Raw genomic sequence first — 24165 nt, forward strand, 5'->3', positions numbered from 1 at the left:
GTTTCTTCGCCTTCGCTGCCGCGAGCGTTGCATCGTAGACAGTTGCATAAGGCGCCTGGTAGACCCTGTGCACGCCTTCTTCTTTCGATTCCTTGACGGACTCCGTCGAAGCGCACCCGCAGCATACGGCGATGAAGCCAAGTGAAATGAACCAGAGAATCCGCATAAACACCCCGTCTAAGGCAGCAGTCGCGCTTTGGCACCCTCTGACAGCTAGTTGGACGTCGTCGGTCGTTCCTGCCCCCAATCCCCGGCGACGGTAGCGGGCACCTCCCGGCGGCTCCCTTGGATTTGCCCCCGTGTCTCCGGGCACGGTCACACCCTTAGGTTGATAAGGCCATCGCACGCCTGAACTCGCGCGGAGAGCGGTAATTCAGGGCGCTATGGGGGTGCTGCTCGTTGTAGTGCTCGAAGGCAATGGCCAGATTGCGAACGGCCGTCTCGGCATCAGGTTTGGGCATGAAGGCGACATAGTCGCGCTTCATGGTCTTCACGAAGCTCTCGGACATCCCGTTGCTCTGCGGGCTGCAAACCGGCGTGGTCAGTGGCTTCAGGCCAATTGCCGACGCAAACGCCTTGGTCTTGTCTGCCATGTAGCTCGACCCATTATCAGTCAGCCATTCAACTTCCGTCGGCGTTTTCAGCGCGTTTCCGAAGCGCTTTTCGACCGCGGCCAACATCACGTCGCGGACCACGTCACCGCTATGCCCGCCAGTGGTCGCCGCCCAACACATCGCCTCGCGGTCGCAGCAGTCAAGGGCGAACGTCACACGCAGCGGCTCGCCGTTGTCGCAGCGGAATTCAAAGCCGTCAGAGCACCACCGCTGGTTTGTCTTTGCTACCGCGACCTTACCTTCATGTCTGCGCTGCGGGCGGGGCGGAGCCACCCAGCGTTGCAGCAGCAGGCCATACACTCGCATGACTCGATAGACCCGCTTCGCGTTGACGGGAGGCGCGCTAAGATGCTCTCGTTCCCGCCGCAATACGCCCCATACCCGGCGATAGCCGTAGCTGGGCAGATGCGCGACCGCATTGCGAATCTCCTCGACCAATCCTGCATCGTCGGTTTGCCTGGCACCGCGCCCATCCCGCCAGTCTGCAGGACGAGCCAGCTTCTCTGCCACATTAGAGCGCGCCACACCGAGAACTTCGCAGACCCGCTTCACAGGTCGTCCCCCGGCAATGAGGGTGAGCGCGCAATCCATTTTCGCGACTTCATCACCTCCACCGCCTCACGGAGAATCTCGTTCTCCATGGTCTTCTTGCCCAGGAGGCGCTGTAGCTCACGGACTTGCTTGAGCGCGTCGCTCAGCTCCGATGCCGGCACGACTTCTTCACCGGCACTGACCGCCGATAGGCTGCCGTCCTGATACAGCTTGCGCCAATGAAAGAGTTGATTCGGATTGACGCCATGCTGGCGCGCCACCATCGACACCGTCTTGCCCGGCTCGCAGCTCTCGCTCCTTTCCCTCTCAGAAACGGGCGAGGCACATCGGCTACTTGACGTCTGGACCGACTTCTCCAGTGGCCAGTAAGAGGAAAACGAGAGGCAAGTGGACTAGCACGATGCCACCATGCGTCAATGCGCCATCAGGACGGGCACCGTCATCGATGACAGCAGCGTCCGTGTGACGCCGCCAAGCACCAGCTCGCGAAACCGGCCATGACCGTAGGCACCCATGACGATCAGGTCAGCATCGAAGTCCGCCGCACAAGAGAGCATTCGCTCGCCGATCACCATGTCTGCGCCGGCCGGGCTGTGATGGATGGACACGGTTGCGCCCTGGCGCTCCAGCAATCGGGCTGCATGGCTGACCGGCGCGGCGTCCGTCCTGAGTGCCTGTGTCGCGGTGCTCGCGCAGAACAACTCCACCGCGGATCCCGCTAGCAGCGGCAGCGCATCGTGCAGCGCACGCGCGGCTTCGCGCCCGCCGTCCCAGGCCACCAGCGCGCGCTGCCCCACATGCTGGAACTCACCGGCGCTCGGCACCACGAGTACCGGACGGCCTGACTCCAGCACCAGTGATTCGACAAACTTGGCCGCGACAAAACTGTGAGGGTCGTTGGCGTCGTACTCGCCCACGACCAGAAGGCTCGCTTCACGCACCTCGCGCAACACTGCCGTAACGGGATCGCCCTCGACGTTCCGCCATTCCCATTCGATGGACTGGTTCGACATCTCGTGCTCAAAGCGCTGGCGAACAGCGTCGCGGGCGGCATCTCGTCTGGCGCGGTCCTCCTCGAAATAACGGGCTGCCTCCTTCATCAGATACAGCCACGTGGTGTCCGGAGCAAAGCCGGCGAACAGCCCAACCAGCCGGCTGCGGTGCGTGTGCGCCAGTTGCACGCCAAGCTCCAAACGGTGAAGCGCACGAGCGCTGGTGTCGAGATGCACAAAGATGGTGTGGTATGCCATGAAGGTCTCCGGGCTCTGGATGATGCGTCAAGCTTCAGTGCGACATGAACAACGGCACCGTGCATCTGTGCAGCAGCATGCGCGTGGTACCACCAACGATCAATTCGCCCATGCGAGAAGGTCCTACCCGTCTGCAACGAGCACCGCTGGTTGCGCATTGCTGACCATCGTAAGCAATGCTTCATCAGCCGCCGCGGCCTCTTCGCCGCGAATCTCGGCGTGGATACCGTGCCGCGCCAGCCAAGGCACAAGGTTGCCTACGCTCTCGCTGTCTGACCCGCCGTCGGTAGCAAATTCAAGGATCGTTACGCGCGAGGCCAGTGCGAGCAATGGTAATGCATCAGCTAGCGCATGCGATGCCTCGCGCCGGCCGTCCTAGGCGATGGCATGGCCCTCAAGGCACAATGACGTATGCGGCGGCATCAGAAGTCGGCCTTGCCCGCATGCAGCAGCGCGTACTCGGCCGCCTTGGCTATGGGTGCGGGAATTGCTTCATCCGCCGACGGCGACGAGGGAAGGATGATGGGCCCGTTGCTAGCGGCCTATTACGGCGAACTTTCCGCCCCGCTGAGCAACCTTACCACGCTTGGGCTTCGTTGCCTTCGGCATCTGTGGCTATCTGTGTCTGGATCCTTGGCGCCTTGTCAGTCATAGCCCCAGAACCAGACACAATGCTTGCTAGGATCGTGGCTCCGGCTGGGATTGGGAAAGGCGATTGACATATCTTCTCCTCCTACCAAATCATCGACACTATCCATCCGATTCACCCGGATGTCCCTACGATGGTTGTACCTGCCGAGGTGTCCGCCACCGTGCCGACACGTGCGTCGTTCATGCCAAAGTGGGATCGACCGGTTAGAAACTGATACACGAACGAATCCCTCGCGAGGTATAACGCGTGAAATCCGCTCGTTTTTTCCACACCGACAGCGCCGTTATCAGTATCGCGCTGGTGTGGAGTTTTTCCACCGCCACCAGCCTGGTTGCTACGACGTCTCCGGCCGCGTCGCTCACGAATCCCAATCCGACTCATGAAACCGCCGGCGAAGGTATCAGCGACACAGCCATCATGACTAGCGTCAAGGCAAACCTGCTGGAGCAGAAGGACTTCAGCTCAACACATGTCCATGTGCGCACTCGGGAAGGCGTTGTTCGTCTGACAACGCAGCGCGCCGTCGAAATCGCAGACCATACACAAACCATGACAGGTGACGCGCGTGGGAACAAAGCGGCGGGTCGGGGGTAACCAAGTAGCGTCTTGCCCCCTCGATCCGCCGCTCGGCCAGCCACGCATCGCCGGAAAAAATCTTGCATTGGCCAGACCCGCCTCACCTGAGCTGATCGAGAATCGCTGGATTCTCGAGCGTCGATACATCTTGCGTGATCTCCTCTCCCTTCGCTAGCGAGCGCAGTAGCCGCCGCATGATCTTGCCAGAGCGTGTCTTCGGCAAGTTGTCGCCAAATCGAATGTCCTTCGGTTTCGCAATCGGTCCGATCTCCTTGCTCACCCACGCCCGCAACTCGTTGGCGATCTTCTCCGCCCCTTCGCCCTCGGGACGCGGCCCCTTCAGCACCACGAACGCGACAACGGTTTCGCCGGTGACCTCGTCCGGCCGGCCGACCACGGCAGCCTCGGCCACAAGTGCATTCGCAGCCAACGCCGACTCGATCTCCATGGTACCGAGCCGGTGGCCGGACACATTGAGCACGTCGTCGATACGGCCCATGATCGTGAAATAGCCTGTCTCGGGATCACGGACGGCGCCATCGCCGGCAAGGTACAGCTTGCCACCAAGCTCCTCCGGGAAGTAGCTCGACTGATAGCGCTCCGGGTCACCCCATATGGTGCGCAGCATCGCGGGCCACGGACGCTTGATCACCAGAATCCCGCCCTGGCCGGCAGGCACGTCCTGCCCGGTTTCATCGACGACCGCCGCCATGATGCCCGGCAGCGGCAGCGTGCACGAGCCCGGCACAAGCGGCGTCGCTCCTGGTAGCGGCGAGATCATGTGCCCGCCCGTCTCCGTTTGCCACCAGGTATCGAGAATCGGGCAGTGCCCGCCGCCAATGTTCATGTAGTACCACATCCAACCTTCCGGATTGATTGGCTCGCCAACGGTGCCAAGGATGCGCAGCGACGACAGGTCATAGTTAGACGGATGCACTGTTTCGTCGACAGCCGCCGCCTTGATGAGCGAACGGATGGCGGTTGGCGCGGTATAGAAGATCGTGACCTTGTGCTTCGCGATCATGTGCCAGAAGCGACCCGCGTTCGGGTATGTCGGCACGCCTTCGAACATCACCTGGGTGCCCCCAACTGCAAGCGGGCCATAGGCGATATAGCTGTGGCCGGTGATCCAGCCAATGTCGGCGGTACACCAGAACACATCCGCCGGCTTCCAGTCGAAGGTCCATTTCATGGTCTGTGCAGCCCACAGCAAGAAGCCGCCGGTGCTGTGCTGGACCCCTTTGGGCCTGCCGGTCGAACCGGAGGTGTACAGGATAAACAGCGGATGCTCCGCCCCAACCCATTCCGGTTCACAGGTGCCGGCCTCGGCTTGAGCGAGTTCATGCATCCACAGGTCGCGAGCGGCATTCCACTGTATCTCGCCGCCCGTGCGCTGGTACACGATCACGCTATGCACGGCTTCGCAGCCGCCCAGTGCGAGCGCATCGTCCGCGATATTCTTCAGAGGCAGGGCCTTACCGCCGCGCATTTGTTCATCCGCGGTGACAAGCGCAACGGCTCCCACATCCACAAGGCGTTCGTGCAGCGATTTCGCGGAGAAGCCGCCGAACACAATCGAATGCGTCGCGCCAATGCGCGCGCAGGCCTGCATGGCAACCACCCCTTCCACTGACATCGGCAGGTAGATCACGACGCGGTCGCCCTTCCTCACGCCACGCTTCCTGAGTGCGTTTGCGAAACGGCACACGCGTTCCAGGAGAGACTGGTAGGTGACGGTGGCCACCGTGCCGTCGTCGGCCTCGAAGACGATGGCCACGCGGTTGCCGTTGCCCGCCTCGACATGGCGATCAAGACAGTTGTACGAAGCGTTCAGCTTGCCATCCTCGAACCACGTGTAGAAAGGCGCGTTCGACTCGTCCAGAACTTTGGAGAAAGGGGTCTTCCAAGTCAACGTATCGCGCGCAAGACGCCCCCAGAAGCCATCGTAGTCGCCTTCAGCTTCGGCGACGAGCGCCGAGTACGCGTCCATGCCGGAGATAGACGCATGGGCCGCAAGATCTTCCGGCGGCGGGAACAGGCGGCGCTCGTGTAGGACCGATTCAATGGTTTGCATGTCGCACTCCTCCGTGCATATTGGGCATGGGGCCATGGCGCCATCCGGTGCCTCACTCCCTGAGACAAGAGGCTCAAGGCAGTCATCAAACCGTGCGCGCAATCAGCCTTGAAGTCGGTACGTTGCCGTACCCGGTGCCAGGCTCCGCCGCGGTCAGATGCCCTGACGGTAGTCCAGGTAATCCAGAGCCAGGCGCTTTTGCAATGCACGGGCCCGGCGCAAGGCGTCGAGCAATGCGCGCCGGTCGCCCGCCTCCAATTCGTTCGGGTCCGCATGATTGTGCAGGGCCACGCCGCGTTCGAAGCAGCGTTGCTGTGTCTTTAGGCGCAACCTCTGGATGCAATCGAAAGCGAGGATCCACGCTTGTACATCGTGTGACTCCAGGCGTCCCACCTCGCCGGCCCGCGCGAGGCGGTCGACCGTATTGCTGGTGCGGGCGCCGCAGGCCAGGCCGTAGATGCGGGCCGCATCGATGAACAGCGTGGCGGCGTCCAGCTTGAGGTCGATGGTTCCCGCGAACTCCCCTCTCTTCGCCACCGCGAAGTCGCGCAGCACGCCTAGCGGTGCCTTGCGCCGTAGGGCATTCTGTGTCATCTGGAACAGGAAGCGCGGGTTGTCCGGCGCCATCTGCGCGAGCCAATCCGTCAACGCCTGCGCCAGATCGCCGGCGCCGTAAAGCGGCCGCAAGTCGAAGAAGATCGTGGCGTTAAGCAACGCCAGCGGATCGCCTTCGATGATCCAGCTCGCGAAGCGCTCCCGCCATTCATGCAAATCGAGGCACCAGTGCGGATTGCTTGCCATGATCTGGCCGGTGCATAGCCGGAACCCGCAAGCATCGAGTGTTTCGTTGATGCGCAGCGCCAGCGGCAACATCCGGTCACGCAAGGCCTCCGCGCCGCCGCTGCCCGCGAGGATCATCCCGTTGTCCTGGTCGCTCGACAGCGTTTGTTCCTGGCGGCCTTCGCTGCCAAGGGCAATCCAGCACCAGCGCATGCCCTCCATATCCTCCCCGGCACAAGCGAGATCAATCACGCGCCGCGTCAACGCGTCGTTGAGCGTCGAGATGTACCGGGTCATCGGCTCGGCTGCGGCCTGGCTCGCCACGCGATGCCAGAGCGACCGGATCTCTGCGGCGGCTCGCAGCAGGCCACCCTCGTCCTGCGCACCGGCGATGCGGAGCCCGGCCCCATCGATGTCGGGCGACAGCGCGCTGGCCCATGCTGCATCGGGATGGATCGGAGGCGGATCATTCATGGGCCACTCCTCAGTACCGGAGCCGCGCGAAGTGGGTCTGCTGCGCGGCATCGCGTGCCTCCTTCAGGGTGAAGATGCCTTTCTCCGCGAGCAGTGGGGTCATCTTGAGAAAGACCTCGCCGGTGACGAGTGCGTCGCCCAGAGCGGTGTGGCGGCCGATAACCGCCACACCGAGACGGCCGGCGATCGCCTCCAGCGTGTGCTCGGTCTGATTGGGGTGGATCACTTGCGATAACAGCAGCGTATCGAGGACAGGCTGCGTGAATGCCGTGCCGGTTCTCGCCTCCAGCATTTGCAGGAACTTCATGTCGAACGCGGCGTTATGCGCGACAAGCACCGTGTCGGCGGCGAAACGGTGAAACTGCGGAAGCACCGTTTCAATCGGTGGTTGGCCATTGAGCATGGCCTCGGTGATGCCGTGAATTGCAATCGACGCAACGCTCAATACGCCACGCGGCTGGATAAGTTGGTCGAAGCTTTCCCGCTGCAGAAGCCGGCCATTAACGATGCGCAAGGCGCCGATGGAAATGATCTCATCGCCCGCAGCAGGATCCAGCCCCGTGGTCTCGGTATCGAACACCGTGAAATTGAGTTGCGAGAGTTGGCATTGGTCCACCTCGGTGCTCTGTCCGGGCCGGTGGAACAAGTCGAAATCATAGAATTCCGGGCGGCCTTCCTGTGCAGGCGGGATGTCCAGCGCCGCCCCAGGCTCGGAGACCGGCAGCATCAGACGGTAGCGCGCGATACCAGGCGACTCGCCAGCAGACCAAAGGGCCTCCCCGCCTTGACGCGCGATCAGCTCGCTCATCGCGAGCGCCGCGCCGGCCGCATTGATCGGCAAAGGCGTGTTCTCCCACACCCGCAGCGTGTCGGCGGCGAGCGGTGTCCCGCGCCAGGTGAAATCGAGACAGGCCAGCCCGCCGGCACGATACAGCCCGAAGCGCAACTCCGTGACGCCAGCTTCGGCGGCGAGCCGCTGGGCAAGATAGGCCAGCGCCTGGGTCAACGCGTAGCTGTCCACCTTGAGCCACAATGTGGCGTCGACCGTATCGCTGGCGACGACGCTGAGCGAGGGACTGCCGATTCGCCGCAGCAGCAGCGCGAGCAGATCGGTGCCGCGCATCTCTTCGAGTTCCTGATAACTGTCAATCCAGGTGCCGCGCTGATCCACGGCACGTCCAATCTGGTGCAACAGGCGCTGCGATTCGTCATCGATGACACCGATGAGCGGGAATCGCTTCGCGGCGCTCATTTCCGGGTACGCCTGGAGGTCTTCCACCGCCGCACGGATATTCACCAACGCGACGCGCGAATCTTCCGTGAGCGACTGCAGCAACGCGTCGCGGCGGCCGTCGGCCTCAACGTGGCGGGTGATGTCCTCCAACGTCAGCACGAAGCCATTGAGGGCGCGCGCGCCGTCGAACACGGGCGCCATGTGCGCGCGTACGATCTGGCCCTGCACGAGCGTGGCGACAAATCCGGATACGGGTCTCGCCGCGCCGTCCCCCCTCTCCCGGAGCTGCTGCTGGATCTTCTCCAGCGCATGCAGGATAAGCCCGCGCTCGATCGCGCCGAACACGGAACGGCCCAGCCCTATTGCTGCGGTTCCGGCCGGAGGCGCACCGCTGCGACCGGTTTCGAGCAACCGCCTGGCACTGTCGTTGTAAAGCAGTATTCGCCCTTCGATATTGCAGACCAGCACGCTCAAGGCAAGCTCCGCCATGAGCGCTGCGAGCCGGTTTTTTTCTTCGACGAGCGCGCGGTTCGCCAGATCGATTTTCTGCTGCACGTCGTCGTGTAGCGCCTGATGGGAAGCCGCCAGCAGGTTGAGCTTATCGACGAGGACGCGCACGCCGCGCGCACCCCGTGCCTCGAGGCGGTGGCCAGGGTTGGCCGCAAGCAGCGAGGCGTCTTCGGCCAGGCGCGCGACCGGCGTCGGGTAAGCGTCGAACAACATTTTCAGGCCGAAGCGCAACGCCAGCAGCACCAGCATTGCGAGCGCAATCCATAGCGCGCCGCGTTGCAACACCAGCGCGCTTAACCACGCGCGCTGGGCCTCCGGCAAATCGATCGCAAGCGGCAAGAGCGCCGCACCGACGATCAGTAGCTGCACCAGGAAGAGCAGCGCCAATGTCACCCCAAAGCAGTGTCGCGCGACCCACTTCCGCGTCATTCTAGGCCCCTTACAGATCGCGAGCAATGCCCTCTCCGCTCCATCAGCGCCCTGGTGGAAAAAGGGTTGATGACCTACGCATCGGCGCCGGGAGCGAGCCCTTGCTCATTTGTGCCTCAGCGACTTCTATGGCTCCAGTGCTCAGTGGCCAGAAGCACCCGATGCGCCGATGCCGGTTTCGGAGCGGACCTTCTGCGCCGGGTACCCTTCCCGGTCGATGCGGGCGCGATCGCTGTGGTCCAGTATCGAAAACAGCCAAATGCCGACAAAACCCACCGTCATTGAAAAGAGGGCGGGCGATGTGTAAGGAAAGATGGCGTCCTTGAAACCGAATACATCGACCCAGACCGACTTGGAGACAATGGTCAGGCCGACGGCGGTAAGCAGGCCGAGAAAGCCGCCGATCGTCGCGCCGCGCGTCGTGCAGTCTTTCCACAGCACAGCCATGAACAACACAGGGAAAGTCGCCGATGCAGCTACCGCGAAGGCTAGCGACACCATGAAGGCAATATTCTGCTTCTCGAACGCAATCCCCAGGATCACCGCCACGATACCCAACGCGACCGTCGTCACACGCGATACGCGCAGTTCTTTGTCACTGGAGGCCTTGCCATGCTTGAACACGGTCGAGTAAAGATCATGCGACACCGCTGTGGCGCCGGACAACGTCAGCCCCGCAACTACGGCAAGAATCGTGGCGAAGGCCACCGCGGAAATAAAGCCGAGGAAAAAATTGCCGCCCACGGCGTTCGCCAGATGGATAGCCGCCATGTTGTTACCGCCCAGCAAGCCGCCAAGCGCGTCCTTGTACACCGGGTTGGTGCTGACCATGACAATGGCGCCAAAGCCAATGATGAACGTGAGCAGGTAGAAGTAGGCGATCCAGGTCGTCGCCCAGAACACGGACTTGCGGGCTTCCTTGGCGCTGGGTACGGTGAAGAACCGCATCAGGATGTGCGGGAGGCCTGCGGTACCAAACATCAGTGCCATGCCAAATGAAATCGCGGAAATCGGATCCTTGATGAAGGTACCTGGCCCCATGATGGCGTCTTTCTTGGCGTGAATATCAACCGCCTTGGCGAATAGCGCCTCGGGATTGAAATGGAACTGCGCCAGCACCATGAATGCCATGAAGCTCGCACCGGCAAGAAGCAGGCCGGCCTTGATGATCTGGACCCAGGTGGTCGCCGTCATGCCCCCGAACAGCACGTACACCATCATCAGGGTGCCGACGATCACCACGGCAAGCCAGTACTCCAAGCCAAACAGCAGCTTGATCAGTTGTCCGGCACCGACCATCTGGGCGATCAGGTAAAAGGCCACCACCACCAGCGTGCCTGAGGCCGCGAACACGCGGATCGGGGTCTGCTTGAAGCGATAGGCAGCCACGTCGGCAAAGGTAAAGCGACCGAGGTTGCGCAGGCGCTCCGCCATCAGGAATGTGATAACAGGCCAGCCGACCAGGAAGCCGATTGAATAGATCAGGCCATCGTAGCCGTTCAGGTAAACCGCTGCCGATATCCCGAGAAAGGATGCCGCAGACATGTAGTCACCTGCAATTGCCAATCCGTTCTGGAATCCGGTGATGCCGCCGCCGGCCGTGTAGAAATCCGCGGCGGACTTTGTCTTGGCAGCCGCCCATTTCGTAATGAACAAGGTAAATAGCACAAATACGGCGAACATGGATATCGCCGTCCAGTTGGTTGGCTGCTTTTGCATCTGACCAAGATCGCCACCGGCTCCCAAGGCCACGCCGACAAGGGAAAGCAGTATGGATGCGCATAGGACATGGTTCCGGGTGGGCATTACAACACCTCCTTGCGAATCTGAGCTGTCAGGTCATCGAACTGGCCATTGGCGCGCCGGACGTAGATGCCCGTGACAACCACGGTAAATACGATCACAAGGAGCCCGATCGGGATACCCCACGTCATCACACCATCGCCGATGCGGGTCGAAAGCAAGGTCTTGCCGAAGGCAACCAGAAGGATGTAGCCGTAGTACACGACCATCATCATTGCAGTGAGCACCCATCCATAGGTGGAGCGGGTTGAAACCAGCCGCTTGTAGCTGGAATTGGCCTGTATCCGTTGAACGAGATCTTCTTCCATGTCTTATCTCCTGTTCACCGGATAAGAGGCCCTATCCGTAGCCAATCCCTTTGCTTGAGGTCGGTGCCTCTTGGTCTTGTGTCGAGCAGCGGCACCCACACATCACGAAGTGCACGCGGCCCAGCGGCAAGTGCCTTAGCACGCAGTTCCCTCGCAATCTCGCGCCGCGCCATCTGGCAGGTGCGAGTAATCGAAGGGCAATCGTCGAAACGGTGCTCTCAATCGAGTGAGGAATCAGTACGGTTTCGTACCGGTTCATCTACACACGGCCAGCGAGCGGGTCACCCGGCGGATCGTCCCCGGAGACGGCATCCCAAGCGAGTCCGCGAGACATCCACAGAAATTCTGACTCTGGTCTCGATTTGCTCAGAGTCGGTACGGTGGCGTGGTGCTTCCGCGGGAGCATGCGACGTCACGGACTTTGCTCGCCGTCGCGCTCCTTGCGTCGTTCGCGCCGTGTACCGGCAGCGCTACATGTTCCTCAAACGCTGTCTTCAATCCTGCTTCGACGGCGGCCGCACAAGACGCGAAGTACTGGCATACCTGCCTCGGGTCGTCGACTTCGAGCCAGACGCGGGCGTCTCCAGGAATACGGTCAGGCGCTACCTGCGCGCGAGCGGAGCACGGCCTTCATGTCCTTGGGCACGGAACCCTTCCAGTCCGGGCCGACCACCATATAGAAGCCTGGCTTCTAACCGGACCTTGCATGCATCGGCTCGAACACGGCTTGTCGATATTCACCCAGTCTTCAATAAGCAGACGCGCCGTGACCGCGACCGGTTTGAGGATTCAACCGGTCGATGCAACGGATGGATGGAAGCGTTGAGCGTGTTTCGTATTTCAGAGTCAGGCGGCGGTTTAGTGCCTTCAAATACTGCTTCTTGATAGTCTTTGACATATTTCCCCATGGGGGGATGCATTCGCCAACACAAGTCGATCATGCGCTAGCCGTATCGCCAATCCTCCTACACCGCGTTTGAAGCGGCCTGCCAGAAGTACGAGGGGATCCGTGAGGACTTTGTCGTAGTAGCGGATGAGCGGAACCCTCCCGGCGGAGGGCTCGGCCATATACCTCGAGTGGTGACTGTCGAGCCAAGTCCATCTGTCGCCTCGCTTCGGCCGGCAAAGCCCGTTTATGGCCAGCTTCCAGCCAATCGAACTTCTCGGATATGGGGCATGAAGATACCCAGCACGAGGCCCGTTGCCACGGCGATGAGAGCTTGGACATAAAGTGAGCCTATGAGTCGCCCGCCTCAGCTCGACCCGCAGTCGGCCTTGGCGCGGGCGGCTGGCGCGGCCGACTGCGCCTCGCGCTTCAGGCGCAACACGTCGTCGAGCCGCACGGTGCCGGCGGCCTATCGCTCGGCCGAGATAACGCAGGATCATCGCGAAACGATATCCTTTCTCATCGGGCCTAGCATGCCTAGCAACTCCTTCTGTTCCTGAGGCGGCACCTTGAACTTGTTGAGCGATTTCACCAGGTCTTCCACCAGCGCGTCAAACTCGCTATTGGTGATACCCATGCCGGCATGAGCGGTCCTCATGTCACGACCCGTGTAAGTACATGGCCCCCCTGCGCCAGCACAAATCTGCTCAACCAGCCTCATCTTCAGACGCGGAATATTGGCATTCGCAAACTTCGCGTTGATGCGCGTGTCTGCAGCAACATTCCCTACAAAATCATCGACGACCGCTGTAATCGCTGGACTTCCGCCAAGCCGATCGTATAACGAAGGCGTGGTCGGCTTCGACATACTCGGAATAGCGCAACCGTCGAGTCCCATTAATGTCACTACCAGTAGAACGCCGGACAGAAAAGGTGAAATGCGCATGATCATCTCCGTTTTGCTCTGGATGCTACTCAACACGACGTTTGAGAGCGCCGGCGGCTATTAATATCGCCGGAACTCCTGGTCAAAATTCAACCGGCGCTGATGGTCCTAGTCGCCAACATCTCACTTGCTCGCGGCCTGTACCGCCTGTTCAACCCGGGTCGCAAACAGCGAGTGCAAATGCGTGGTCGGGTGGACGTCATCCGCGAACATATAGGTCTGGTCCGCATCGGGTACCGTATAGGTCTTTGGCGAACAAAACAGGGAACTGACCTCAATCTCCTTCGAGAGCAGTTGCAAATTGCACCCGGTGCCGGTGTTACTGACCAGGAAACCATTCGCCTTGAAATTCGCAATGATGTCATTGATGAAGGTGTACTGATCGACATTGGCTACCAGGTTTTGGATGCCCGCCGCCTGCAGCGCGCTCGTCAATGCTGAATTGAACGTTTGTGTAAGCCCGGTCAGCAGTGCTCCGCCGTCAACGCTGCTGAAGCCAAGGGGCGTCGCGCCAATATTCCCGACGTTCGACACGACCACGTGTGAAGCTCCACCTTGCAGAATCTGCCCGACGATAGCCGCCAATTGCTGGGCGGCAAGGCTCACCGCCTGTTCCGCTTGCGCTCTTGATTCGCTACCGGCTGCAGCGAGCTGCGCGTGAATCAGGATGTCGCTTCCGCCGCCCTGGACGAGCACAAGCTGGCCAGCATTGAAGCTTGTGTGTGCGGCGAGGTAGTTCTGTACCTGCTTTACAATCGGGACGGTAGTTGCGCCAAGCCCATCGGCCCGGAAACGGATGCCATTTGGATCTGTCACACGCGCGCCGCCTTGTGCATAGCCAAGACCCTCGGGATGTGCAGTGAGTGGAAATCCGTAGCCACCGGTAAAAGCGGCCGTCAGCGTGCCACCAAAGAAATTCGCGACATCCTGCGTCCACACCTGGCCGGGGTTGGTAGTGAAGCGCCCACCGCCCACTACCTGCGCTACCGGAGCGTATGTGCCCACATCAGACACGCTGTCGCCGAACGACACCACTTGGAAGCTCACGCTGGTCGCGGGTGGTGGATTGCTCGCAGGCTCGTCGCCCTCGTTCCCAAAATTGCAGGCAGCGAGCATCGCCACAACTACGCCCAGGATGCCGAACTGTAATGAGCGAACGACGCTATGAAGTCGGGTGCGCATGGAATGACGTCCAGGTGCAGATGAAATCCGGATCGAAATCGAGCCGATCTCGGAAAAGCTGCGGCACCGAATCCTGCGTCTGGTGGTGCAGGCGGGGGTCCCGGCCACGATGTCGTTTCCAACGTCGCAGGTGCCGTGGTCACGCGGGGGGAGGCGATATCGGCTGTTTCAGCCTTGATTGTTGAAAGTCAGCTTAGATTATGGCCGTGTGAGTATCAACAAAGTCTCCAGAAAAAGATCTGCACATCTCAACTGCACACCACTTAATTTCAAAACTGAAACAGTCCAGGAGCGGCCCTGCTATGTCTGGACTTGAGGCGACGTGTATATCCAGTCAGCATTCCTGCGGCAAGAGATGCTTTCAGGCCAGCACGCCGTGCTCAACGCCGTAGCGAGGCGGCTCAACGAGCGTCCCAGAAAGACACTAGACTTCGACACACCGGCCGAACGATTCCATCAATCCGTTGCATCGACCGGTTGAATCCGCAGCCAGGAAGCGACACTTGGGCCCGCAAGCTCAACGGCTGAAACTCGGTGCTGAAGCGGTCATCCGCCTCGAACCGCACCGCACTCTCCGCTGATGGCCACTTTCGCCGAAATGCCAATGCAACGGATGCTCCTTCAGGGGTGTCGCGCTACAATGTACAGGTGCGGTGCCGCGTGAATTCCCACTGTGGTGGAGGCGTGCGCACGTGTCGAATTCGTTCTTGCCGGAGAATGAGCATGCCGACCTATCAGTATCGTTGTCAGGATTGCGGTGAAACATTCGAACACGCGGAGCATGTCGCAGAACACGCGACCGTCCAGTTAAAATGCCCCAAATGCGGGAGCGAAAAGGTGCAGCATGTTCCCACGCCGTTCGTCGCCAAAACTTCAAGAAAGAGCTGAACTGTTATTTCCTGCGTACTGAGTCTCACTGACCACCTCTTGTAGGCTCCTCGACGTCGAGTGCGGCCCTTGCGGGCCGTTGGTCTTCGCGGCCAAGTCGACCGGCTGCATGGCACCGGATTGGAATGTGGTGCCCGGCCCTGCGCCGGCACGGATAGAAGGTAGTCCCGGCCAATGGCCGGGCATTGAGACACCCCCACCTCGGTTTCGCCGCCGCGTCAGTCCGCGAAGGAAAGAAACTACTGGGAAAGCGTATCGAGATGCAGTGGTTTCGGTCGTCGAGGACACGAAACAGTCATGACGCTCCCGACGACGTCACAGCGTCAGTTCAGTAACGTAGACGGGCTGCGACATGCTCCTCTCCCGGCAACATTCGCCAACTCTTGCATTCTTGCGTCGCAACGATGTCTGGCTGATCATCCTGGCGCTGCTGCCAGTGTGGATGTTGTTGGCGGTAGTGATCACGGCATTTGCGCTTGGTGTACGTGTCCAGGGGCTCGGGTGGCAGAGCGGGCTGGAACTGGCGCATTGGCAACGGCTACAAAACGGCTGCGTGCAGGCCCGCGGCGAACGATTGCGGATCACCGGCTGGCGGCCCGTGACGATTGCCGTAGCCAGCGTGAGCCTGGCCAACTGCCAAGCTGGCGGCGAGACACGGCCTCCCCCATGGACGCCGCCATTCGATCTCATCATCAATGCACTGTCCATTCCCGGCTTGCCACCGATAGCAGTCACCGTCCGCCAGCGTGATCAGCGCTGGCAGGCATGGGGAAAGTATAAGCACAGCAATGCGACCGCTACCTATGACAGCATTTCCGGGCGCTGGAGCGCGCAGGGCCAGATTCAGGCGGCTGACATCACGCCCAGGCTCTTGGGCGCGCTGACCTTCACGGGCGATGGGTTGTGGCAAGCCAGCGGACTGGACGGCAATTTGCAGGCGCAGGGGCAACAACTGGGTCATCGCGGTCAGTTTCAACGGTCCGATATGAGGCTGGAGGCCAGCTTCGCCGCCAAAAAATGGCAATTGAATGCCGAACTGGGGGCACCGTTGACGCTCGGCGGTGACTGGAGCCTGGAAGCCCGACAAGTGCTACGGGCCAGCGGCAATCTGGAGGGCGTAGAGTCCCTGAGCCTGAACCTGCGAGCGGCAGGCCCCCCAGGCACCATAGTGCTGACCTTGGATACCGAGGGCACCGGCGTAGCACGCGGCCAGGGCATGCTGACGCTGGCCGGGCCCTCGCTAGCTGGCAGAGTGCCTATTCGCTGGAATCGGCAAGGGTTGGAACTGTTGCCGGCGTCGATACAACTCCCCGAGGGGCTTCTGCTGCGCTGGCCTCGGGCCCTGACACTGCCGCTGGCATTGGCCGGTGAAAGCACAATCTCAGCCGAGCTTCATTATCGGGATATAGAAGTCAAAACTGTCGACAGCCTGTTGGCCTGGCAGCAAGCCACGTGGGGCTGGCATGGACGGCTTGATCTGGCAGGTAAAGCCGCCGGATATGACCTGCGCGGGTTTTGGCAAGGCCGCATCGAAGCCTCCGGGCTGACGGGGGAACCAGCCAGCCTCACGGTCAGGGGACCAGATCTATTGCTAGCGGTGCGCGTGCCGGTGGCCGACTTCCAGGCGCCGGGCTGGACCACGCGCGCGGAGTTCAGTGGTCATTACGGCAAATCCCCGCTCACGGGCGCGCTCAGCGCCAACTTTATGCGCGGGCGCTGGGAAGGTACGGTTGAAGGCAACTTGCGGCTCCCCTTCTATGCACGGGGCGGGGGCCTGAAGCTCGTCGCACCCTGGTTTGGCAAGGACGGGCAGTGGTACCTGGGCACCGGCAGTCGCGCAACGATAGCCGGCGGACTGGTCGGAACGACATTGATCAAGCCGATCGCCGCGGTCGCCACAACGCCTCTGCGCGTCGGGCCCCAGGGCTTATTCGGCAATATGGAGATCAAGGCGGAGGGCGTCGTTGCGACGCGCTGGGTACTGCCCGCCGTCACCGGGACAATGGCTGCCGCCGGGCGGCAAGGCAGGGCCACGCTGCGCGTGCCGGCCTGGAAATCCGAGTTGACCCTGACCGCGGAGCCGGCTGGCCGCGAAATGAATACCGGAGCTAAAGGCATGGTGGAGATCAGGACACCGCTGTCTGGATCCATGAGCCGCAGCCTCGGATTCACCTTAAAGCAAGGTATGCTCAATGGCCAAGGTCACTGGCAGTGGCAGGATGGTTGGCGGCTGAAAGGCGACATATCAGTGTCCGGGCTGGCGCTGGACTGGGGAGGGATTCTGGCCACGGGCGGCAATGGAGCGGCGCATATTGAACTGCAGCAAAACGGCGTGACGCTCACAAGCATCGGGCCAGTCATGCTCGCCCAACTGGATGTGGGCACCCTGGTGCGCAATATCCGCATGACGGTCCAATCTGACCTGGTCACCTGGCACGTCGCCGATATTTCTGCCGACGTGCTAGGAGGCAATTTGTACGCCGCTACCTTGCAATGGCCGTCCTCTCAGTTTCAGTCAGTGACCATTGGGCGTATCAACCTGGCGGAGGTGGCCGCCCTGCAAAACGATCCGAACCCGACCGTTCAACTCGCTGGCCGCGTGGGCGGCAATCTGCCGCTACAATTGACGAGGGATTCCCTGGCCTTGCAGGCGGGTCGCGTGAGCAACGAGGGCCCACTATCACTCAAGGTCTTGCCCTCTGCCGGGGTCACCGCGATGAGTCAATCCAATCGCGCGGTGGAACTGGCGCTCGATGCCCTGAGCAATCTGGCGATTGATGAATTTGAGGCGCGTCTGAATATGAAACCGGACGGCTGGCTAGACGCAGCGGTCAGCCTCAAAGGCCAAAACCCGCAGAAGACCAGCTTGCCAATCGTACTAAACTACACGCACCGGGAGAACGTGTTCGAGCTATTGCGCAGCTTGCGCATTGCGGATGATATCTCCCGGCGGGTACTGAACCGGATGCCTGCAGAAGGCTCGCGCAGCGATGACGTGGAGGACACGCCATGAAACCCGTTTTACTTGTCGCTTTTCTGCCTCTGGCTGCCTGCACGCCTCGGATCGCCCTTGAGGCCCCCAAAGACCCGATCACCATCAATCTGAATGTGAAGATTGATCATGAGATTCGCCTCAAAGTGGAAAAAGATGTCGATAAACTCATCAGCGAAGACCGCACATTGTTCTAGGAGCCAACCATGAAAATGGCGACACGATTGATGGCGGTGCTACTGCTGTCTTGCAGTACGCTGGCCATGGCATTGGGCCTGGATAGTGCCAAGTCACAGGGGCTCGTAGGGGAGCAACCAGATGGTTATCTGGGGGTTGTCAAGGCGACCCCGGACGCAGTGGAACTTGCGGCGGATATCAATGCGAAGCGCCGCGCGGCGTACGACGCCATTGCCAAGAAGAACGGCGCTACCCTGGAGCAAGTGGCGATCCTGGCGGGACAGAAGGCGATCGAAATAGCAGCGCCCGGATCCTACGTCAAAACTCCTGAAGGTCAGTGGATAAAGAAGTAGTGCTCAGCGGAAGCACGAATACGACCTCGCCCGCTAACTGGTGAATATCCGGTCAGAACCAATTCTAATTATATGGCCCAGTTGCCGTAATCAGTCCCGGCAGAGGAATTTTTGGATCTGACGAATTTGGCGTCGATTACGATGGCCGAATTTTTGAGGAGAGACTGGAAAATGCGTCTTTAGTAATGCAACCTAATCGTCAAATTCAAGTTTTTCCTGTAGGAGAAGCTGGCGGTGGAAAACGACGGTGCGCTGAGCCATCCTACTGCATTGTTTGAAAAACCATATCCTTCAGCAGGGGTTCCAAGCGCGTTTGTATCCAGCTTACCGTTCATATTCTCATCATGCGCGACGGCTATAGCATACGTTCCTGGGGGGATTCCTTCAAAGTTTCATTGCGCTTGATTACTCCTAACCCTTACTGACATGATATTCCTCGCTGAATGCAGATAGTCCTCAGAGAATCCAATTGGCGATTCAAAGAGAGTACAGGCCACCATGCCCGTGCTGCTTCGAATTCCTAGAATCCGTATATAATTAGATTGCGAAAAGGCGAGATATAGATAAACGGGCCGTCTTCGGCGTGCGGTTCATGGGGATACTGCCTGCAACGGAAGCCACGGCCTTCGGGTCAGTTGATTCAATCATTTCCTCGCCACTACCGCATCGTTGGCGATGTTGCGGTCGCAGTGGCCGCACCATCCCCTCAATGGGCAACCTAAGCTCACTTTAGTGCCTGTGGGAGCACCCCGCCATGGCGAACGCACCTTGCTGAACCGAGCGATGATGGACCGATGCCAGGCCTGCTGAGAGGTCGAAATTTGGTGTTGATGCTCTGTCGCCCCCGGGGCAAATCGAGTGCGCACCATCAAGGGCGAACGGGTTCACCCCAAATCGCCGGCGGACTACTCGTCCACCTCGCCACCGGCCCAGTTTTCAAAATCGTCACCGAACCAATACTTCATAGCTTGACAACTGAAGACCATCAGCTTGCCGAGCGGTAGCGCGTGTTGCAGGAGGACCTTGCTGACGGTGTCCAGGTAAACCTCGGCCGGCAAATCCATCGTTGCAAGATAATCCGCGCGAAAGGCACATATCGTCGCCGTTTTCGCCGCATCGCCATGCACGCGCTCCCAGTGGCAGTGGGTCACGCGTTCACGTGACGCACGAGGCTCGTGGACATGAAGCCAGCAACTTGCAGGACGCCGGGATAGACGCGCCGCATGTCTCGCTGAGTTATCGAACCACGCCAGCGGTGTCCCCATGGCACGACCATACAAGGAGCCGCCACACCACCGGCGGTGCAGGCCGCCCCCCGCCTCGATTCGACAGAGTATGCACATCGATTTTGTAGCTTTGTCTACCTAAACTTTATGCATGTTCCATGCTTGGCCCTCCCTGAGTATTCTTGACAGACCACATCGGTGGCAAATTGCAATGCGTCAGACGCGTTTCCCGCACTACGTTCGCCTTTGAGGACTTGGGCAGACATTACGAGATGCATAAGGCCAAACATAGGCGGGTCGTCTGCGCAACAAAGTAAACACACCTCATTCGGGCTTGCCGAGAATTTTCCGAGCTGCCAGGAATAAGAACATGCCATACATTCGTGCCCTCATCGCCGTATTCGTGGTTCACGGTGGGCTGAACCATTTGCTGGGATACGTCCTTGAGCCTAGCTCGCTCGTCTCCGTCGCAACGGGCACGTGGTTCGGTCTTGGATACGCGAGAGTCTTCCAAGGCTTCCCAAAGGCCGACACCTTCAAAGCTGCGCTCAAGGGAGTAATCATGGCAATGCTCTGGCCGATCGTGCCGGTCCTGCATCGACCACGATGACCACGAACGCCAAAGCCGCCTGCGGGCGGCTATTTTTCAGCCCACCTAACAGGCCGAAAATGCGGAGGGTTTTTTGGAGGGATCGCGGGCTCGTCGGCAGGTTGTGTCGCAATTGGAATGCGAAACAGCTACGAGTCCCCTGGACTCCTAATGACCTTAGCGACGAAGGCCGCGCGCCATCGGTGTATGGATCGAACGTACCCGCCTTGCCACCATCGGTATAGCGCGGCCCCGTGATGCTGCTGGCATCCGTGAACACATCCCTTGTTGCGCACGCATATTCCTTGGCGTGTTCTACCCAAAGGGGCCAACATCAGAACCATGATGTCGGCCCCGGCTGCTCGCGGAGCGACGGCGCTCGCTTGCTGGCGCCAGCCCTGCCCGATCACTTGCCGTACTTGGCCTTCACGTCAGCCGTGCACTTGTCCTTGGCATCGCCGGACAAGGCATCGCATTTCTCCTTGTCGGCCTGATACTTGGCGTCCATGGTGTCCTTTTTGGCGTCGCGACGAGCCTCTGCGACATCTTTGCTGGTGCCGGTGTCGGTGGCCTTCTCGACCTTGACCGCTCCAAGCGCTTTCTCGTGGGCGACCTTGGCTTCCTTCACACAAACGTCCTTGGCGTTGCCCTTCCTGTCGTCGCACATTTCCTTAGCCACGTCGTAGTCTCGATCGGCCTTGACCTTGTGCGCCTTTGCCTGGGCCTGGTCGGTGCCGTCGCGCATGGCTTCGGCGTTCGCCTTCGCGACATCTCGATCGCGCTTGGCCTCCACCTTGCAAACGTCCTTGGCGTTGGCCTTCATGCCGCCGCATTTGGCGCTGGCGGCTTTGTAGTCAGCGTCGGCCTGTTTCACTGTGGCGTCGTAGTCTGCCTTCGATCCCGCGGCAGGCGCGGTTAGTGCCAGTACAGCCCCTCCCGGCACGACAACCATCCCAAACAAGACCGCGAATAGCCATTTAGTCATCATGTCGCACTCCCCATCCGTAGCAGGACTTCTCAGCGTTGCATACTGGCATTTCCAGCGGCGATTTTGTGAAGGCCCTGCAAAGAGACTACATTACTTGCACGCCTGGCGTCAGAATCCAAATTCCGAAACGCGCGTCGGACAACTCCCACAGACCAAGCACAGCCTGCACATATGACGACGCGAAGGCCGGTGTCACATCAGTGCCGAACAGGCGCTTCCACCCCTATCTTCCGGGCATACCAGGCACGCAATGGGATCGCCGTCGAGCCGGCTTCCGGGTTCAGTCAACATGACAGATAGCGGCGATTGAGTGTCCGTCCCGATCTACAATTGCCGCGGACCAGGCCAACGTTGCATTCAGGAATCTACAACCAGTAAGCCCACACGCGCGCGGTCATCTCCTTCATGCGCATACCGATCGAACGGTCGTTCCATTGTTCAAGCGTGATGGGATTGGATACGGCGAGATCTACCTCGAACATGGCTTGCATCTGTGCGCCGAAACCTGTCCCAGGACGACGGCGTTGACTTCCTCGTTGTGCAAGAAGCTGCGCCAGTCGAGGTTGATTGAGCCAATGGTGGACCAGACACCGTCGATAACCGCTGTCTTCGAATGCAGCAGCACATCACGCCGCTCGTAGAGCTTTACGCCGGAGCGCAACAGTTCGTCGCAAAAGGAGCGTCCGGCGAAGAACACCAGCCACGAATCGGTCTTGCTCGGGACGATGAGTTTGACATCAACACCACGAGATGCGGCATCCTTGAGCGCGGCTAGCAACTGCGGGGCGGGAACGAACTATGCGTTGGTCAGATATACGCTGGTCACCGCGCTGCCGATGGCCGAGAGCAGTGTCGCATAGATGAGGCTGTAGGGCTCATCAGACGAACTGCCGATGGCGCGTACGACCTCCGTTCCAGTACTGCTGAGTTGTGGAAAATGATTCTTCGGCGCAAGCGGTTCCCCTTTTTGCTTAGCCCACGTTGCCAGGAATAGCTTCTGGAACTCACGGACCACCGGCCCTTCCACTTACAGGTGGGTATCGCGCCAAAGGAGGACTTCCATTCGAGCCGACGCTTGGATTGCGGTAGGAAGGATCCGCTGGAGTAGACGCTGCTAATGTTGATCCCGCCAAGGAAAGTGATCTCACCATCGACAATCAACAGTTTGCGATGATCGCGTTGATTGACCTCCCAGCTCTTCTCTGCGGGGACAGTGGGTTGACCGGATTGAACTCCAGCACCTTGATGCCGCTATCGGAAAGGCGCTTGAAATACTCCTTCGGTGAGTTGATCGCCCCCACGCTATCGTAGACGAGATTCACCTGTACACCCTGGGCCTGCTTCTCAATGAGCACATCGGCAAAGCGATTCCCTACAGCATCGTCTTCGATAATGTAGGTTTCCATGTTGATATGGTCTTTCGCACTGCGGATGGCGGCAAACATGGCCTGAAACGTGGCTGGACCGTCCTGCAGCAGATGCACCTTGTTACCCAGCACCAACGGGCTGCCGACGATGGCGGCTTCGACCGCCAGATGCCGATCAAAGATATTGGCTTCATCGCTGTGGCTCTTGAGGCGACTGAGAATTTCCTTGCTTTGCTGGGGCGAAAGCGGGCCGTGCGTGCCCCCGAGTTGGGAGGGGCTGGGCGGGGCGGCTCCTCATATCCGGGACATGGTCGGCAACGCGCTGCATCCGCCAGCGACGGCGAGCGAGATAGCCAGCCATCCCGCAGTCCTGCCCAGCCTATCGCATCGGTGAGTCCACTCAAGAAACAAGGCTGCCTCTTTCAATTGCAAATATCTAGGAGTCCGACCAGCCAACTGCGTCATGGTTTGGGACCACTCACCCACTTCCAACCAAGCGCACCATGTAGCGAGACCTACGCGACGACCCCGTTCGGTCGCGGCGAAGCGGTTCAACGTTGCCTGCGATCAGGCGATTTGTTTGAGGCGAATCCATCGCGTGATCACTTACACGTGGCAACGGCACCCGCGCCCACCGGTGGACGTGAGCCGCAGACCGGCAATCGCTCGCGGCCGGCGACTGTCATTTGAGCCGCATGTCATTCTTGACCGATTTCACCCCCTTGACGCCACGTGCAACCTCGACTGCCTTGTTGGCGTCGGCCTCGGACCTGACAAAGCCGCTCAGTTGGACCACACCTTTGAAGGTTTCGACGTTGATTTCGGCGGACTTCAAGGTCGGCTCATTGAGAACTGCCGCCTTTACTTTCGTGGTAAGGACCGTGTCGTCGACGTACTCTCCAGTCCCTTCTTGCTTGGGCGTCGATGCGCACCCCAGGGAAAACGCCATCAGGACGGTTAGGAAAAAGGCGGAAAGACGGTTTGGGTATGTCATGGCTAGGCCCTCCAGATGAACGACAATGCGAAAATCCCTCTCGAAGTTCGATCCGAGTCGAGTGTCCCCCCGAATGCAAGCTCTATTGCTTGAAAAAAAGAAAACGTGGATCTCACTGTCTCATGAACGAGCGTCAGTAGCGCGACCTCGGTGCAACGCGCTATATCCTGCCCATCAGCCACAATACGAGCAGGATTACCACCACCAGCCCAAGACCTCCGCTGGGACCGTAGCCCCACCCGCGGCTGTGCGGCCAGGCTGGAATCACGCCGATCAGCAGTAAGACGAGCACGATCAATAATATCGTTCCCATTTCATGCC

At 60.1% G+C, this 24165-nt stretch carries 22 protein-coding genes and 2 pseudogenes; 6 read left to right on the plus strand and 18 right to left on the minus strand.

Annotation, left to right across the window (positions count from 1 at the left end; genetic code table 11):
* Positions 1 to 323: 323 nt before the first annotated feature.
* Together AC1DOX_RS15735 and AC1DOX_RS15740 are read right to left on the minus strand one after the other, a co-directional pair.
* Positions 324 to 1459 (minus strand): annotated as a pseudogene (locus AC1DOX_RS15735) (IS3 family transposase); the annotation flags it as partial.
* Positions 1460 to 1579: 120 nt separating this feature from the next.
* Complete coding sequence (locus tag AC1DOX_RS15740) at positions 1580 to 2416, minus strand: universal stress protein (RefSeq protein WP_441618308.1); 837 nt, start codon at positions 2414 to 2416, stop codon at positions 1580 to 1582.
* Between the two features lie 898 nt (positions 2417 to 3314).
* On the opposite strand from AC1DOX_RS15740, the gene AC1DOX_RS15745 reads away from it, so the two are divergent.
* Complete coding sequence (locus AC1DOX_RS15745) at positions 3315 to 3662, plus strand: BON domain-containing protein (RefSeq protein WP_441618310.1); 348 nt, start codon at positions 3315 to 3317, stop codon at positions 3660 to 3662.
* Between the two features lie 82 nt (positions 3663 to 3744).
* Here AC1DOX_RS15745 and acs read toward each other — a convergent pair whose 3' ends face one another.
* From acs to AC1DOX_RS15785, 8 genes and pseudogenes are all read right to left on the minus strand, one after another.
* Positions 3745 to 5718: an acetate--CoA ligase gene (gene acs, locus AC1DOX_RS15750; RefSeq protein WP_441618312.1), complete on the minus strand. Its 1974-nt coding sequence runs from the start codon at positions 5716 to 5718 to the stop codon at positions 3745 to 3747.
* Positions 5719 to 5871: 153 nt separating this feature from the next.
* Entirely contained in the window at positions 5872 to 7023 is a 1152-nt protein-coding gene (locus AC1DOX_RS15755) for a DUF294 nucleotidyltransferase-like domain-containing protein (RefSeq protein WP_441618314.1), read from the minus strand.
* Entirely contained in the window at positions 6983 to 9109 is a 2127-nt protein-coding gene (locus AC1DOX_RS15760) for a 3'-5' exonuclease (protein ID WP_441618558.1), read from the minus strand. Before AC1DOX_RS15760 ends, AC1DOX_RS15755 begins: the two co-directional genes overlap by 41 nt.
* 177 nt (positions 9110 to 9286) lie before the next feature.
* Positions 9287 to 10951, minus strand: a complete 1665-nt coding sequence (locus AC1DOX_RS15765) for a cation acetate symporter (RefSeq protein WP_441618316.1) — start codon at positions 10949 to 10951, stop codon at positions 9287 to 9289.
* Positions 10951 to 11256 (minus strand): DUF485 domain-containing protein, encoded by a 306-nt coding sequence (locus AC1DOX_RS15770; protein WP_441618318.1) that lies wholly within the window; start codon positions 11254 to 11256, stop codon positions 10951 to 10953. The genes AC1DOX_RS15765 and AC1DOX_RS15770 overlap by 1 nt, the downstream gene beginning before the upstream one ends.
* Positions 11257 to 11851: 595 nt before the next feature.
* Positions 11852 to 11935 (minus strand): annotated as a pseudogene (locus AC1DOX_RS15775) (hypothetical protein); the annotation flags it as partial.
* 703 nt (positions 11936 to 12638) lie between these two features.
* Complete coding sequence (locus AC1DOX_RS15780; RefSeq protein WP_441618320.1) at positions 12639 to 13088, minus strand: group I truncated hemoglobin; 450 nt, start codon at positions 13086 to 13088, stop codon at positions 12639 to 12641.
* A gap of 123 nt (positions 13089 to 13211) precedes the next feature.
* Complete coding sequence (locus AC1DOX_RS15785) at positions 13212 to 14270, minus strand: SGNH/GDSL hydrolase family protein (RefSeq protein WP_441618322.1); 1059 nt, start codon at positions 14268 to 14270, stop codon at positions 13212 to 13214.
* Between the two features lie 723 nt (positions 14271 to 14993).
* On the opposite strand from AC1DOX_RS15785, the gene AC1DOX_RS15790 reads away from it, so the two are divergent.
* From AC1DOX_RS15790 to AC1DOX_RS15805, 4 genes are all read left to right on the plus strand, one after another.
* Positions 14994 to 15158 carry an FmdB family zinc ribbon protein gene (locus AC1DOX_RS15790; RefSeq protein WP_441618324.1) on the plus strand — a complete coding sequence of 55 codons (165 nt, stop codon included), beginning with the start codon at positions 14994 to 14996 and terminating at the stop codon, positions 15156 to 15158.
* Positions 15159 to 15510: 352 nt separating this feature from the next.
* A complete protein-coding gene (locus tag AC1DOX_RS15795; protein WP_441618326.1) occupies positions 15511 to 18171 on the plus strand; it encodes an intermembrane phospholipid transport YdbH family protein in 2661 nt (886 codons plus the stop codon).
* Positions 18168 to 18347 (plus strand): YnbE family lipoprotein, encoded by a 180-nt coding sequence (locus tag AC1DOX_RS15800; RefSeq protein ID WP_441618328.1) that lies wholly within the window; start codon positions 18168 to 18170, stop codon positions 18345 to 18347. The genes AC1DOX_RS15795 and AC1DOX_RS15800 overlap by 4 nt, the downstream gene beginning before the upstream one ends.
* Positions 18348 to 18356: 9 nt before the next feature.
* Complete coding sequence (locus AC1DOX_RS15805; RefSeq protein ID WP_441618330.1) at positions 18357 to 18680, plus strand: YdbL family probable chaperone protein; 324 nt, start codon at positions 18357 to 18359, stop codon at positions 18678 to 18680.
* 179 nt (positions 18681 to 18859) lie between these two features.
* On the opposite strand, the gene AC1DOX_RS15810 is transcribed toward AC1DOX_RS15805, so the two are convergent.
* Together AC1DOX_RS15810 and AC1DOX_RS15815 are read right to left on the minus strand one after the other, a co-directional pair.
* Complete coding sequence (locus tag AC1DOX_RS15810; RefSeq protein ID WP_441618332.1) at positions 18860 to 19015, minus strand: DUF2141 domain-containing protein; 156 nt, start codon at positions 19013 to 19015, stop codon at positions 18860 to 18862.
* 570 nt (positions 19016 to 19585) lie between these two features.
* Positions 19586 to 19831 (minus strand): hypothetical protein, encoded by a 246-nt coding sequence (locus AC1DOX_RS15815; RefSeq protein WP_441618334.1) that lies wholly within the window; start codon positions 19829 to 19831, stop codon positions 19586 to 19588.
* A gap of 445 nt (positions 19832 to 20276) precedes the next feature.
* Between AC1DOX_RS15815 and AC1DOX_RS15820 the strand changes: the two genes are divergently transcribed.
* Positions 20277 to 20516: a hypothetical protein gene (locus tag AC1DOX_RS15820; RefSeq protein WP_441618336.1), complete on the plus strand. Its 240-nt coding sequence runs from the start codon at positions 20277 to 20279 to the stop codon at positions 20514 to 20516.
* 385 nt (positions 20517 to 20901) lie between these two features.
* Here AC1DOX_RS15820 and AC1DOX_RS15825 read toward each other — a convergent pair whose 3' ends face one another.
* The 6 genes from AC1DOX_RS15825 to AC1DOX_RS15850 all read right to left on the minus strand — a co-directional run bounded on the left by AC1DOX_RS15825 (position 20902) and on the right by AC1DOX_RS15850 (position 24157).
* Positions 20902 to 21483 (minus strand): hypothetical protein, encoded by a 582-nt coding sequence (locus tag AC1DOX_RS15825; RefSeq protein ID WP_441618338.1) that lies wholly within the window; start codon positions 21481 to 21483, stop codon positions 20902 to 20904.
* A 469-nt stretch (positions 21484 to 21952) separates the two neighbouring features.
* On the minus strand, positions 21953 to 22261 hold the full coding sequence (locus AC1DOX_RS15830) for a phospholipase D-like domain-containing protein (RefSeq protein WP_441618339.1): 309 nt from the start codon (positions 22259 to 22261) through the stop codon (positions 21953 to 21955).
* A gap of 18 nt (positions 22262 to 22279) precedes the next feature.
* Positions 22280 to 22498, minus strand: a complete 219-nt coding sequence (locus AC1DOX_RS15835; RefSeq protein WP_441618564.1) for a hypothetical protein — start codon at positions 22496 to 22498, stop codon at positions 22280 to 22282.
* 142 nt (positions 22499 to 22640) lie between these two features.
* Positions 22641 to 22967, minus strand: coding sequence for a phospholipase D-like domain-containing protein (locus tag AC1DOX_RS15840; RefSeq protein WP_477101455.1), 327 nt, complete (start codon positions 22965 to 22967; stop codon positions 22641 to 22643).
* Between the two features lie 565 nt (positions 22968 to 23532).
* Positions 23533 to 23844 (minus strand): BON domain-containing protein, encoded by a 312-nt coding sequence (locus AC1DOX_RS15845; protein WP_441618343.1) that lies wholly within the window; start codon positions 23842 to 23844, stop codon positions 23533 to 23535.
* A 160-nt stretch (positions 23845 to 24004) separates the two neighbouring features.
* Positions 24005 to 24157, minus strand: a complete 153-nt coding sequence (locus tag AC1DOX_RS15850; protein ID WP_441618345.1) for a DUF3309 family protein — start codon at positions 24155 to 24157, stop codon at positions 24005 to 24007.
* Positions 24158 to 24165: the final 8 nt, after the last annotated feature.

This window comes from Cupriavidus sp. 01L415 (assembly GCF_056400065.1).